The organism is Streptomyces spirodelae (genome assembly GCF_017676385.1).
GTDB lineage: Bacteria > Actinomycetota > Actinomycetes > Streptomycetales > Streptomycetaceae > Streptomyces > Streptomyces spirodelae.
Map to the genome: position 1 here is coordinate 69211 of NZ_JAFFZN010000031.1, position 13141 is coordinate 82351.

Genomic DNA, 13141 nt, shown 5'->3' on the forward strand with positions numbered 1-13141 from the left:
AGATGTTCCGCCGTGCCTTCTGGTTCACCACCGGCGCCGCCGCCGGTGTCTGGGCCACCACCAAGGTCCAGCGCAAGATCCGCAGCCTCACGCCCGACGCGCTGGCGCTGCGCGCCGCCGACAAGGCCGTCGAAGGCGGCAACCGGCTGCGCGAGTTCGCGCTCGACGTGCGCGCCGGCATGGTCCAGCGGGAGAGCGAACTCAAGGACGCGCTGGGCCTGTCGGCCGGGGAGGCCGAGAGGTTCCGGGAGCTGCCTGCCGCGCAGCCGGCCTCCGTCGCGCCGCAGCGCGGCAAGTCCCTCCCGCGCCAGCAGCGTCGCAAGCGGCAGCTCGGCGGCGCCCTGCGGCCTCAGGCGGGGAGGAACCCACAGGCTCCGCCGCGCGACCCGGACGGGCTGGACCACCAGGACCAGCCCCCCACCCCCAACCACCCGAACGACCGGAATGAGGACCACTGATGGAGTCGGCTGAAATCCGCCGCCGCTGGCTGCGCTTCTTCGAGGAGCGAGGGCACCACGTCGTGCCGTCGGCGTCGCTGATCGCGGACGACCCGACGCTGCTGCTGGTCAACGCGGGCATGGTGCCCTTCAAGCCGTACTTCCTGGGCGAGACCACCCCGCCCTGGCCGCGGGCCACCAGCGTGCAGAAGTGTGTACGGACGCCGGACATCGAAGAGGTCGGCAAGACCACCCGGCACGGCACCTTCTTCCAGATGTGCGGCAACTTCTCCTTCGGCGACTACTTCAAGGAGGGGGCCGCCAAGCTCGCCTGGGAGCTGCTGACCTCCTCGCAGGAGCAGGGCGGCTACGGACTGGACCCGGAGCGCCTGTGGATCACCGTCTACGAGCAGGACGACGAGGCGGAGCGGATCTGGAAGGACGTCGTCGGCGTGCCAGCCGAACGCATCCAGCGCCTGGGCATGGAGGAGAACTACTGGTCGATGGGCGTGCCGGGCCCGTGCGGCCCCTGCTCGGAGATCAACTACGACCGTGGGCCCGAGTTCGGCCCCGAGGGCGGCCCCGCCGTCAACGACGAGCGGTATGTGGAGCTGTGGAACCTGGTGTTCATGCAGTACGAGCGCGGCGAGGGCTCCACCAAGACCGACTTCGAGATCCTCGGCGAGCTGCCCAGCAAGAACATCGACACCGGTCTCGGTCTCGAACGCCTGGCGATGGTCCTGCAGGGCGTGCACAACATGTACGAGATCGACACCTCGCGCGCCGTCATCGACAAGGCCACCGAGCTGACCGGCGTCGCCTACGGTGCCGCCGAGCACTCCGATGTCTCGCTCCGCGTCGTCTGCGACCACATCCGCACCTCCGTGATGCTCATCGGCGACGGCGTCACCCCCGGCAACGAGGGCCGCGGCTATGTGCTGCGCCGCATCATGCGCCGCGCCATCCGCAACATGCGCATCCTGGGCGCCACCGGGCCGGTGGCCGAGGAGCTGATCGACGTCGTCATCAAGACGATGGGACAGCAGTACCCCGAGCTGATCACCGACCGGAAGCGCATCGAGACCGTCGCGCTCGCCGAGGAGGCCGCCTTCCTCAAGACGCTGAAGGCCGGCACCAACATCCTCGACACCGCCGTCGCCGAGACCAAGAAGACCGGCAGCACCGTCCTGCCGGGCGACAGGGCCTTCCAGCTCCACGACACCTGGGGCTTCCCCATCGACCTCACCCTGGAGATGGCGGCCGAGCAGGGGCTGTCGGTGGACGAGCAGGGCTTCCGCCGGCTGATGAAGGAGCAGCGGGAGCGCGCCAAGGCCGACGCCAAGGCCAAGAAGACCGGCCACGCCGACCTGTCGGCCTACCGCGAGATCGCCGACACGGCCGGGGCCACCGACTTCACCGGCTACGGCGAGACCTCCGGCGAGGCCACCATCGTCGGGCTGCTGGTCGACGGCGTCTCCTCGCCTGCCGCCAGTGAGGGCGACGAGGTCGAGGTCGTCCTGGACCGCACCCCGTTCTACGCCGAGGGCGGTGGCCAGCTCGCCGACACCGGGCGCATCCGGCTGGAGGGCGGCGCCATCATCCAGGTCCGCGACGTGCAACAGCCGGTGCCCGGCGTCAGCGTGCACAAGGGCTCCGTCCAGGTCGGTGAGGTCACCGTCGGCGCGTCCGCCCATGCGCAGATCGACGGCGATCGCCGCCGCTCCATCGCCCGCGCTCACAGCGCCACCCACCTCACCCACCAGGCGCTGCGCGACGCGCTCGGCCCGACGGCAGCGCAGGCCGGCTCGGAGAACGCCCCCGGCCGCTTCCGCTTCGACTTCGGCTCGCCCACCGCCGTCCCCGGCACGGTGCTCACCGACGTCGAGCAGAAGATCAACGAGGTGCTCGCCAGGGAACTCGACGTGCACGCCGAGTACATGGGCATCGACGACGCCAGGAAGCAGGGCGCGCTGGCCGAGTTCGGCGAGAAGTACGGCCAGACCGTGCGTGTGGTGACCATCGGTGACTTCTCCAAGGAGCTGTGCGGCGGCACGCACGTGCACAACACGGCGCAGCTCGGCCTGGTCAAGCTGCTGGGCGAGTCCTCCATCGGCTCGGGCGTGCGCCGCGTCGAGGCCCTGGTGGGCGTGGATGCCTACAAGTTCCTCGCCCGCGAGCACACCGTTGTCTCGCAGCTGACCGAGCTGGTCAAGGGCCGCGCCGAGGAGCTGCCCGAGCGGATCTCCGGGGTGCTGACCCGGCTCAAGGACGCCGAGAAGGAGATCGAGCGGTTCCGGGCCGAGAAGGTCCTCCAGGCCGCCGCCGGGATCGCCCAGAACGCCAAGGACGTGCGCGGTATCGCGCTGGCCGCGGCCCGGGTGCCGGACGGCACGACGGCCGACGACCTGCGCACCCTGGTGCTGGACGTACGCCAGCGGCTCGGCAGCCGTCCGGCGGTCGTGGCGCTGTTCGCCGTCACGGGCGGGCGTCCGCTCACGGTGATCGCCACCAACGAGGGCGCCAGGGAAGCCGGGCTGCGCGCCGGTGACCTGGTGCGCACGGCGGCCAAGACGCTCGGTGGCGGTGGCGGCGGCAAGCCGGACGTCGCCCAGGGCGGCGGCCAGAACCCGGAGGCCGTGGACGACGCCGTGGCCGCGGTGGAGCGCCTGGTCGCCGACGCCGGGGGCAACGCCTGATGGTCCCCGACGACGCCGCGGCCGGGGAGGACGCCGAAGGCCCGGAGTCCTTCCGGCGCGGCAGGCGCCTCGCAGTCGACGTCGGAGACGCCCGGATCGGGGTCGCGAGCAGCGACCCCGACGGGCTGCTGGCCACCCCGGTGGAGACGGTGCCGGGGCGTGACGTCCCGGCGGCCCAGCGTCGGCTGAGGGCGCTGGTGGAGGAGTACGAGCCGTTGGAGGTCGTCGTCGGACTGCCTCGCTCGCTCAGCGGCGGGGAGGGGCCGGCGGCGGCCAAGGTCCGCGAGTTCGCTCAGCAGTTGGCGAAAAACATCACACCTGTTCTGGTCAGACTCGTCGACGAACGGATGTCGACGGTCACCGCGGCGCAGGGGATGCGGGCCTCGGGAGTCAGTTCCAAAAAGGGACGTTCACGTATCGACCAGGCGGCCGCAGTGGTGATCCTGCAGAGTGCGCTGGACACGGAGCACACCTCGGGCCGTCCCCCCGGCCATTGCGTCGAGGTGGTTGTCTGATCGCTGTACGGTAACGTTCCGCGCGACACGGCAGCCGTCGACGCACCTGCGTGACGCACGCGTACGGGACCCGCCCGGTGCGGGGCTCCGGCGGGGCGTCCGGCGCGTCACCGGCTGCCGCTCTCGCGTCGCAAGGGGATCGATGACTGACTATGGCCAGGGACATGGCTCCCAACCGTGGCACCCTGACGACCCCCTCTACGGGGACCAGGAGTGGGACGGTGGCCGGCAGCCCGAATATCAGGGTGGCTGGAACCAGGCTCCCCAGCAGGGGGAGTATTCCGGCCACCCCGGCCCCCAGCAGTACGCGGAACAGCAGTACCGGCAGCAGCACTACCCGGACCCGCAGCAGCAGTACGCGCAGGGTGGCTGGGACGGCACCCAGCAGGCAGCGCCGGGCGCCTACTACGACCCGTCGTACGCCGCGCAGCCGCACGCCGGAGGGCAAGCCGACCCGTACGGCACCGGCCAGTACCCCACAGCCGACCACCACACGGGCGAGTACCCCACCGGGGAGTACGGCACGGGCGAGTACCCGACAGGGGAGTACCACACCGGCGAGTACCCGAGCGGGAACTACAGCACCGGCGAGTACGCCACGGGTCAGCAGTACATGCAGCACCCCAGCGGTGAGTACAGCACCGGGGAGTACCCCAGCGGCGAGTACCCCGGCGGCGGGTACGGGACGGGCGAGTACCCCGCCGTGGGGTACGGCACCGGCGAGTACCCCACCGGGGAACATCCGGGCCCGTACGCCCAGCAGGGCGGCTATCCGGCGCAGCCCTCCCAGCCGCACCCGTCGCAGCAGCAGGCGGTGCCCCGGCCCCGGCAGGAGCCCGAGCCGACGGCCGACCCGGAGACCGGCTGGGACCCCGGGCCCGACCAGGGCGAACACGCCTTCTTCCAGGACCGCGACGGCGACGACGAGCTGTACGAGGACGACTACGACGACTACGGCGAGGACGAGGACCGCCGACGCCGAGGGCGCGGGGGCAGAACCAAGCGCGGGCGCGGCTGCGGGCTGGTCATCACGGCGGCCCTGGTGGCCGGGGTGAGCGTCGTCGGATACGTGGGCTACGACTTCTACCAGACCCACTTCGGCCCGGCGCCCGACTACGCGGGCGACGGCACCGGCGAGGTGATGGTCGACATCCCCGAGGGCGCCTCGCTCGCCGAGATGGGAGCGGTGCTGGAGAAGGAGGGCGTGGTCAAGAGCCCAGGCGCCTTCGTCGAGGCGGCCGGCAGCAATCAGAAGGCGCGGAGCATCCAGGCCGGCACCTACACGCTGCGCAAGAAGATGTCCGGCGCCAGCGCCGTCGAGATGATGCTCGACCCGGCCAGCCAGAACGGCCTCATCGTGGCCGAGGGCTGGCGCGCCACCAAGGTCTACGCGGAGATCGACAAGAAGCTCGACGTCGCCAAGGGCACGACGAAGAAGGTCGCCGAATCCGGTGATCTGGGCCTTCCCAAGTGGGCACACGGCAAGCCGGAAGGTTTCCTCTTCCCCTCCAAGTACAGCGTCAGCAAGAAGAGCAAGCCGCTCGACGTGCTGCGGCAGATGGTCAAGCGGGCCGAGTCCGAGTACGCCAAGGCGGGTCTGGAGCAGAAGGCCAAGAGCATCGGCAAGACGCCGGAGCAGATCATCACCATCGCCTCCCTCGTACAGGCGGAGGCGCAGCAGGACGACGAGTTCGGCAAGGTCTCCCGCGTCATCTACAACCGGCTCGAGAAGGACATGCGGCTCGGCTTCGACTCCACCATCAACTACGCGATGGGCCGCTCCACGCTGAACACCTCGGTCGCCGACACCAAGTACCCCTCGCCGTACAACACCTATCTGCACAAGGGGCTCCCGCCCGGCCCCATCGGCAACCCGGGCCACCAGGCGATAGAAGCGGCACTCAAGCCGACCAAGGGCGACTGGCTGTTCTTCGTCACGGTGAAACCGGGCGACACCCGGTTCACCGACGATGCGCACGAACACCAGAAGAATGTCGAAGACTTCAACAAGGAACAGCGCAAGAAGTAAGGAGCACGGCGGCTGATGCCCACCACTTCCTCGCACGAGGCCAGGCGTGCCGCCGTCCTCGGCTCGCCGGTCGCGCACTCCCTCTCCCCGGTGCTGCACCGGGCCGCCTACGCCGAACTCGGCCTCGACGGCTGGACCTACGACCGCTACGACGTGGACGAACAGGGCATCGCGGGCTTTCTGTCCGGACTGGACGAGCCGGAGCCCGGTGCCCGGCGGTGGGCGGGGCTCTCCCTCACCATGCCGCTGAAGCGTGCCGTCATCCCCCTGCTGGACGAGATCACCGTCACGGCCGCCTCCGTGGAGGCCGTCAACACGGTGCTCTTCAGCGACGACGGGCGCCGCACCGGGGACAACACCGACATCCCCGGCATGGTCGCCGCACTGGAGGAGCGCGGCATCCGCTCGGTCGAGAGCGCCACCGTGCTGGGAGCCGGGGCCACGGCGTCCTCCGCGCTGGCAGCCCTCGCCCGGATCTGCGAGGGAGAGGTCACCGCCTACGTACGGAGCGAGGAGCGGGCCCGGGAGATGCGGGGATGGGGGGAGCGGCTCGGGGTCGCCGTGCGGACGGCCGACTGGGCCCGGGCAGCCGAAGGGCTGCGGGCGCCGCTCGTCATCTCCACCACGCCCGCAGGCGCCACCGACGGGCTCGCCCAGGCCGTGCCCGCCTCGGGCGGCACCCTCTTCGACGTCCTGTACGACCCGTGGCCGACCGCGCTGGCCGGAGCCTGGAGAGGCGCTGTCATCGGCGGCCTCGATCTGCTGGTGCACCAGGCGGTGCTCCAGGTGGAGCTGATGACAGGGCGCGGCCCAGCACCGCTGGCCGCCATGCGGGCCGCGGGAGAGGCCGAACTGCGGGCCCGCGCCGCGTGAGCCGGCGCGCCGTCCGACCGGCGCGCCGCCCACATTCCGAGACGGAGACGGCTCGGGGAAAGGCTCCTCCCGGCGGCATGGGAGGATCGGTCCCAGGAAAACCCCAGGAAGTGGGACGGGCCGCGAAGCGGCCGAGAGGAGCACCGTTGAGCAGGTTGCGCTGGCTGACCGCGGGGGAGTCGCACGGCCCCGCACTCGTGGCGACCCTGGAGGGCCTCGCCTCCGGAGTGCCGGTGACCACCGACATGGTCGCCGACGAGCTGGCCCGCCGCCGCCTCGGCTACGGCCGCGGCGCCCGGATGAAGTTCGAGCGCGACGAGGTCACCTTCCTCGGCGGCGTACGCCACGGACGCACCCTCGGCTCCCCGGTCGCCATCATGGTCGGCAACACCGAGTGGCCCAAATGGGAGCAGGTCATGGCGGCCGACCCGGTCGACCCCGCCGAGCTGGAGCAGCTGGCCCGCAACGCCCCCCTCACCCGGCCCCGCCCAGGCCACGCCGACCTCGCCGGTATGCAGAAGTACGGCTTCGACGAGGCCCGCCCGGTGCTGGAGCGCGCCTCGGCGCGGGAGACCGCCGCACGTGTCGCGCTCGGCACCGTCGCACGCTCCTTCCTCAAGGAGACCGCCGGTATCGAGATCGTCTCCCACGTGGTCGAGCTGGGCGCGGCGAAGGCGCCGTACGGTTCGGTCCCGGAGCCCGGCGATGTGGCGCGGCTGGACGCCGACCCGGTGCGCTGCCTGGACGCCGAGGCGAGCGAGGCGATGGTCGCCGAGATCGACCAGGCCCACAAGGACGGCGACACCCTCGGCGGCGTCGTCGAGGTCGTCGCACACGGGGTGCCGGTCGGGCTCGGCTCCCATGTGCACTGGGACCGGCGGCTGGACTCCCGGCTGGCCGGGGCGCTCATGGGCATCCAGGCCATCAAGGGCGTGGAGCTGGGCGACGGCTTCGGCCTCGCCCGGGTGCCGGGCTCACAGGCCCACGACGAGATCCTGCCGACCCCGGACGGCCTCCGCCGCGCCTCCGGGCGCAGCGGCGGCACCGAGGGCGGGCTGTCCACCGGCGAGCTGCTGCGGGTGCGCGCCGCGATGAAGCCGATCGCCACCGTGCCGCGCGCCCTGGCCACCGTCGACGTCCGCACCGGCGAGGCCGACAAGGCCCACCACCAGCGCTCCGACGTGTGCGCCGTGCCCGCTGCCGGGATCGTCGCCGAGGCGATGGTCGCACTGGTGCTGGCGGACGCGGTGGCCGAGAAGTTCGGCGGGGACAGCGTCGCCGAGACCCGGCGCAACGTCCGCGGCTTCCTGGACAACCTGGAGATCAAGTGACCGGGCCCGTCGTCGTGCTCGTCGGCCCGATGGGGGTCGGTAAGTCGACCGTCGGTGCGATCCTGGCCGAGCGGCTCGGGGTGACCTGCCGCGACACCGACCAGGACATCGTGGAGCAGGCGGGCAAGCCCATCTCGGAGATCTTCCTGGACGAGGGGGAACCGCACTTCCGCGAGCTGGAACGGGCAGCCGTCCGCAGGGCGCTGGCCGAGCACACGGGCGTGCTCGCGCTGGGCGGCGGCGCCGTTCTGGCCGAGGAGACCAGGGAACTGCTGGCCGGACACCCGGTCGTCTTCCTGGAGATGGGGGTGACGGAGGCCGTCAAGCGCGTCGGACTGGACGCCCCGCGCCCGCTGCTCGTCATCAACCCGCGCCAGCAGTGGCGCAAGCTGATGGAGGAGCGCAGGCCGCTCTACACCGAGGTGGCCCGCGCCGTCGTCAGCACCGAGGACCGCACCCCCGACGAGGTCGCCGACGAGATCCTCGCCGCCCTTCAGCCACCGTCCACCCAGCCGGAGAAACAGCAATGACCACTCAGGACCCCGCCGTGACCCGTATCGCCGTCGGTGGCACGGCGGGCACGGACCCCTACGAGGTGCTCGTCGGACGGCAGCTCCTCGGCGAACTCCCCGCTCTCATCGGCGACGGGGCGCAGCGGGTCGCCGTCCTGCACCCCGAGGCGCTGGCCTCCACCGGGGAGGCGCTGCGCGAGGACCTGGCGGCGCAGGGGTACGAGGCCATCGCGGTCCAGCTGCCCAACGCCGAGGAGGCCAAGACCGCCGAGGTGGCGGCGTACTGCTGGAAGGCGCTGGGCCAGACCGGGTTCACCCGTACCGATGTGATCGTCGGCGTCGGGGGAGGGGCCACCACCGATGTGGCCGGATTCGTCGCGGCGACCTGGCTGCGCGGCGTGCGCTGGGTCGCGGTGCCCACCACGGTGCTGGCCATGGTCGACGCGTCGGTCGGCGGCAAGACCGGCATCAACACCGCCGAGGGCAAGAACCTGGTGGGCGCCTTCCACCCGCCGGCCGGGGTGCTGTGCGATCTGGCGGCGCTGGAGTCGCTGGGTGTGCACGACTACGTCAGCGGCCTCGCGGAGATCATCAAGGCGGGCTTCATCGCCGACCCGGCCATCCTGGAGCTGATCGAGTCCGACCCGGCCGCCGCGCGTACCCCGCAGGGGCCGCACACCGCCGAACTGATCGAGCGCTCGATCCGGGTGAAGGCCGAGGTGGTCTCCGAGGACCTGAAGGAGTCGGGCCGCCGGGAGATCCTCAACTACGGGCACACCCTCGGGCACGCCATCGAGAAGAACGAGCGCTACAACTGGCGGCACGGCGCGGCCGTTTCGGTCGGTATGGTCTTCGCCGCCGAGCTGGGCCGGATCGCCGGACGGCTGGACGACGCCACGGCCGAGCGGCACCGCACGGTGCTGGAGTCGGTGGGGCTGCCCGTCACCTACCGCGGCGACCAGTGGCCCAAGCTGCTGGAGACCATGAAGGTCGACAAGAAGTCGCGCGGGAACCGGCTGCGCTTCATCGTGCTCGAAGGGCTCGCCAAACCGGCGGTACTGGAGAGCCCCGACCCCGCGATGCTGCTGGCGGCACACGCCGAGATCGCCGCCTGAAGTCCCGCGCCCCCGGAGCCCTTTGACGTTCGTCACGTGGGGAACCGGGTGGGTCTTCGGGCGCGTCGGGCACTCGGGAGCCGACCCGGCCGTTCACACGGAGACGGTTGGGGAAGGTACCGTCAGTATGCGCACAACACCTGGCGTTGCGTCGCAGCGCCTTCACACGTGGGACGGAGTTGGGGTCCGGATGCAGCACAGCGGTGCCCAAGGCGCCTACGGAGGCTTCGGGGCTCAGCGGCCCGCACCCCCGCCGGCCCCCGGTGCCCGCTCGGCCCAGGGCCCGGCGCAGCGGCAGCCGCACCCCCAACCGCAGGCGCCCCCGCCGCGCCCGCAGACCCAGGTGCCCCCGCGGACCCAGGTGCCGCAGCCACAACCCACGCACCCCCACTCCCAGCCGCCGCACCCGCCCGCTCCGGCACCCCAGCCACCGCAGCCCCCGCACCAGCCCCACCAGCCTCCCCGGCAGCACACCCGCCCGCTCCCGGCCCAGCCCCCGGCCGCACCGGCACCGCCCTCGGGCACGCCCCCGCAGCCGGCCGGAGGCGCCCCCACCGGTGAGTCGACGGGCCATGTGAAGCTGCCGCCGGGCGCCCCGGTCCAGGTTCCGGCCCCCGGTGCGTCCCCTGCCCAGCTGGACGCCACCCGTGCCGCCGTCGCCGTGCTGCTGATCGGTCCGGCGGGCGCGGGCAAGACGACCGTGGCGCGCTACTGGGCGGACCACCGTGCCGTGCCCACCGCGCACATCAGCCTCGACGACGTACGCGAGTGGGTGCGCTCCGGCTTCGCCGACCCGCAGACGGGCTGGAACGACAACTCCGAGGCGCAGTACCGTCTCGCCCGCCGCACCTGCGGCTTCGCTGCCCGTAACTTCCTGGCCAACGGCATCTCCTGCATCCTGGACGACGCCGTCTTCCCCGACTGGCCCGTCATCGGCCTCGGCGGCTGGAAGCGGCATGTGGGCCCCGGGCTCATCCCGGTGGTGCTGCTGCCAGGGCTGGACATCGTCCTGGAGCGGAACGCGCAGCGTACGGGCAACAGGCGGCTGGCCGACGAGGAGGTGGCGCACATCCACGGCCGGATGGCGGGCTGGTACAGCTCAGGGCTCCCGATCATCGACAACTCCCGGCAGGATGTGGCCAGCACGGCACAGATGCTGGACAACGTGGTGGCCCGCAGCCTGGCCAGCCCGGTGAGCTGGTGATGTGACCGCCGGTGCACCCCCAGCGGGCCCGGATCGGTCCGAAGCCCCCGGTGCTGAGCTGACAATCCTCATTGCCTCGCCCACACGGCCGTGTCCCGGCGGGCCGACCGGCCCGGCGCTGCGTACCCTCGGCATATGTCCGAGGTGCATGTGTCCCGCCGCGCCCGGCTGCGCGACCGTTGTGCGGCGAACACCGCCCACGACGGTCCCGCGGACGCGGTGCTGATCTCCCGTCCCGCCAACGTCCGGTATCTGACCGGCCGCGCGGCGCCCGGCAGCGTGCTGCTGCTCGGCCCGGACGGCCAGGACACCCTCGTCTCGGCGCCCGGCGAAGGGCCCGCCAACGGCGCCCACCCGGCCGACGACCTCCGTGAGGTCGTCCTGGACGTACCGAGCGGTGCTTACGCGGCTGAGCCGCACGGCGGCGCCCGGAACGATGCCGCCGTGGCCGCCGCCGGCCTCGCCGAGAAGAGCGGAGCCAGCGCGCTGGCTGTCGAGGAGCACCATCTGACCGTGGCCCGGCACCGGGCGCTGGCCGATGTCGCGCCCTCCGTGCGGCTCGCGGACCTCGGCCTGGCGGTGGAGCAGCAGCGGGTCGTCAAGGACGAGGAGGAGATCTCGGCGCTGCGGATCGCCGCCGAGATCACCGACCAGGCGCTCGGCGAGCTGCTGGAGTCGATCCTGGTGGGCCGCACCGAGCGGCATCTGGCCCTGGAGCTGGAGCGCCGGCTGATCGACCACGGGGCCGAGGGCGCCGCGCTGCCCACCTCGGTCGCCACCGGTCCCAACTCGGGCCTCGCCGGTCACCGTCCCACCGACCGGCGGGTGGAGGAGGGGGATTTCCTCTCCGTCCGGCTGGGCGCCCGCTACCGCGGCTACGGCTGCCAGATCGGCCGCACCTTCGTCATCGGCACCGCGCCCGAGGCGTGGCAGATCGAGCTGTACGACACTGTCTTCGCCGCTCAGCGGGCCGCGCGGGAGTCGCTGGGCCCGGGCACCGAGTGCCGGGAGGTGGACCGGGCAGCGCGCCAGGTTCTCGGCGCGGCGGGGCACGGCGAGGCGCTGGGCGAGTCGACGGGGCACGGGGTCGGGCTGGAAATCGGTGAGGACCCTCGGCTCTCACCTGAGGCCGTGGGTAAACTGGACGCTTGTGTGCCGGTCACCGTCGAACCGGGGGTCCATCTCCCGGGCCGGGGCGGCGTCCGGATCGACGACACGCTCGTCGTCCGCCCGCAGGCGGACGGCGGACCCGAGCTACTCACCATCACGACCAAGGAGCTGCTCGCCCTCTAGCCCCCGCGGGGGATCGGCCCACGGGTCGTCGGAGGCGGGCAGGCGCCCTGGTCTCCGCAGCAGTCTCAGGAGATTCCGCGACCGTGGCATCCACGAACGACCTCAAGAACGGCATGGTGCTCAAGCTCGACGGCGACCAGCTCTGGTCCGTTGTCGAGTTCCAGCACGTCAAGCCCGGCAAGGGGCCGGCTTTTGTCCGTACGAAGCTGAAGAACGTCCTCTCCGGCAAGATCGTCGACAAGACGTTCAACGCGGGCACCAAGGTCGAAACGGCCACCGTGGACCGACGGGACATGCAGTTCTCGTACATGGACGGCGACTACTTCGTCTTCATGGACATGCAGACCTTCGATCAGCTCCACGTCGACCGCAAGACCGTGGGCGACGCGGCCAACTTCCTGGTCGAGGGCTTCGACGCCACGGTGGCGCAGCACGAGGGCGAGGTGCTCTACGTCGAGCTGCCGGCGGCTGTGGAGCTGACGATCAAGCACACCGAGCCGGGCGTCCAGGGCGACCGCTCCACCGGTGGCTCCAAGCCGGCCGAGCTGGAGACGGGCCACAGCATCCAGGTCCCGCTCTTCATCACGACCGACGAGAAGATCAAGGTCGACACGCGCTCCGGTGAGTACCTCGGTCGGGTGAACAGCTAACCGTGGCCGCACGCAACAAGGCCCGCAAGCGCGCCTTCCAGATCCTCTTCGAGGCCGACCAGCGCGGTGCCGATGTGCGCACCGTGCTCGCGGACTGGTTGCGGCTCGCCCGGACGGACTCCCGGCAGCCGCCGGTCTCCGAGTACACGATGACGCTCGTGGAGGGGTACGCGGACAGCGCCCCCCGGATCGACGAACTGCTGTCCACCTACGCGGTGGACTGGACCCTGGACCGGATGCCCGATGTGGACCGGAGCATCCTCCGGCTGGGCGTCTATGAGCTGCTGTGGGTCGACGACGTCCCCGACGCGGTCGTCATCGACGAGGCGGTTCAGCTGGCGAAGGAGTTCTCCACCGATGAATCCCCGGGCTTCATCAACGGCCTGCTGGGGCGGCTGAAAGAACTGAAGCCGACGCTGTTGCGGTAACCCTGGTGGCCAGGGGCCGGAAAGACAGGACGGGGTGCCCTCTCACACCAGGTGTGGG

At 71.7% G+C, this 13141-nt stretch carries 12 protein-coding genes; all 12 read left to right on the forward strand.

Annotation, left to right across the window (positions count from 1 at the left end):
* The first annotated feature begins 2 nt into the window (after nucleotides 1-2).
* The 12 genes from JW592_RS27400 to nusB all read left to right on the forward strand — a co-directional run bounded on the left by JW592_RS27400 (nucleotide 3) and on the right by nusB (nucleotide 13083).
* Complete coding sequence (locus tag JW592_RS27400) at nucleotides 3-458, forward strand: DUF6167 family protein (protein ID WP_209267920.1); 456 nt, start codon at nucleotides 3-5, stop codon at nucleotides 456-458.
* A complete protein-coding gene (gene alaS / locus JW592_RS27405; protein ID WP_209267921.1) occupies nucleotides 458-3133 on the forward strand; it encodes an alanine--tRNA ligase in 2676 nt (891 codons plus the stop codon). The genes JW592_RS27400 and alaS overlap by 1 nt, the downstream gene beginning before the upstream one ends.
* Nucleotides 3133-3648, forward strand: coding sequence for a Holliday junction resolvase RuvX (gene ruvX / locus JW592_RS27410; RefSeq protein WP_209267922.1), 516 nt, complete (start codon nucleotides 3133-3135; stop codon nucleotides 3646-3648). The genes alaS and ruvX overlap by 1 nt, the downstream gene beginning before the upstream one ends.
* A gap of 142 nt (nucleotides 3649-3790) precedes the next feature.
* A complete protein-coding gene (gene mltG, locus JW592_RS27415; protein WP_209267923.1) occupies nucleotides 3791-5677 on the forward strand; it encodes an endolytic transglycosylase MltG in 1887 nt (628 codons plus the stop codon).
* A gap of 15 nt (nucleotides 5678-5692) precedes the next feature.
* Nucleotides 5693-6550, forward strand: coding sequence for a shikimate dehydrogenase (locus tag JW592_RS27420; RefSeq protein ID WP_209267924.1), 858 nt, complete (start codon nucleotides 5693-5695; stop codon nucleotides 6548-6550).
* A gap of 146 nt (nucleotides 6551-6696) precedes the next feature.
* On the forward strand, nucleotides 6697-7881 hold the full coding sequence (gene aroC / locus JW592_RS27425) for a chorismate synthase (protein WP_209267925.1): 1185 nt from the start codon (nucleotides 6697-6699) through the stop codon (nucleotides 7879-7881).
* Nucleotides 7878-8411, forward strand: a complete 534-nt coding sequence (locus tag JW592_RS27430; RefSeq protein WP_209267926.1) for a shikimate kinase — start codon at nucleotides 7878-7880, stop codon at nucleotides 8409-8411. The genes aroC and JW592_RS27430 overlap by 4 nt, the downstream gene beginning before the upstream one ends.
* Nucleotides 8408-9508 (forward strand): 3-dehydroquinate synthase, encoded by a 1101-nt coding sequence (gene aroB, locus JW592_RS27435; protein ID WP_209267927.1) that lies wholly within the window; start codon nucleotides 8408-8410, stop codon nucleotides 9506-9508. Before JW592_RS27430 ends, aroB begins: the two co-directional genes overlap by 4 nt.
* 190 nt (nucleotides 9509-9698) lie before the next feature.
* A complete protein-coding gene (locus JW592_RS27440; RefSeq protein WP_209267928.1) occupies nucleotides 9699-10712 on the forward strand; it encodes an AAA family ATPase in 1014 nt (337 codons plus the stop codon).
* A 135-nt stretch (nucleotides 10713-10847) separates the two neighbouring features.
* Nucleotides 10848-12005 (forward strand): aminopeptidase P family protein, encoded by a 1158-nt coding sequence (locus JW592_RS27445; RefSeq protein WP_209267929.1) that lies wholly within the window; start codon nucleotides 10848-10850, stop codon nucleotides 12003-12005.
* 83 nt (nucleotides 12006-12088) lie between these two features.
* Nucleotides 12089-12655, forward strand: coding sequence for an elongation factor P (gene efp / locus JW592_RS27450; RefSeq protein WP_209267930.1), 567 nt, complete (start codon nucleotides 12089-12091; stop codon nucleotides 12653-12655).
* Between the two features lie 2 nt (nucleotides 12656-12657).
* Nucleotides 12658-13083 carry a transcription antitermination factor NusB gene (gene nusB / locus JW592_RS27455; protein WP_209267931.1) on the forward strand — a complete coding sequence of 142 codons (426 nt, stop codon included), beginning with the start codon at nucleotides 12658-12660 and terminating at the stop codon, nucleotides 13081-13083.
* The last annotated feature ends 58 nt before the right edge of the window (nucleotides 13084-13141 follow it).

Bases quoted from the DNA above. Each gene is read 5' to 3' on its own strand.
- JW592_RS27400 (WP_209267920.1), top strand. From the start codon at position 3: ATGTTCCGCCGTGCCTTCTGGTTCACCACCGGCGCCGCCGCCGGTGTC.
- alaS (WP_209267921.1), top strand. From the start codon at position 458: ATGGAGTCGGCTGAAATCCGCCGCCGCTGGCTGCGCTTCTTCGAGGAG.
- ruvX (WP_209267922.1), top strand. From the start codon at position 3,133: ATGGTCCCCGACGACGCCGCGGCCGGGGAGGACGCCGAAGGCCCGGAG.
- mltG (WP_209267923.1), top strand. From the start codon at position 3,791: ATGACTGACTATGGCCAGGGACATGGCTCCCAACCGTGGCACCCTGAC.
- JW592_RS27420 (WP_209267924.1), top strand. From the start codon at position 5,693: ATGCCCACCACTTCCTCGCACGAGGCCAGGCGTGCCGCCGTCCTCGGC.
- aroB (WP_209267927.1), top strand. From the start codon at position 8,408: ATGACCACTCAGGACCCCGCCGTGACCCGTATCGCCGTCGGTGGCACG.
- JW592_RS27440 (WP_209267928.1), top strand. From the start codon at position 9,699: ATGCAGCACAGCGGTGCCCAAGGCGCCTACGGAGGCTTCGGGGCTCAG.
- JW592_RS27445 (WP_209267929.1), top strand. From the start codon at position 10,848: ATGTCCGAGGTGCATGTGTCCCGCCGCGCCCGGCTGCGCGACCGTTGT.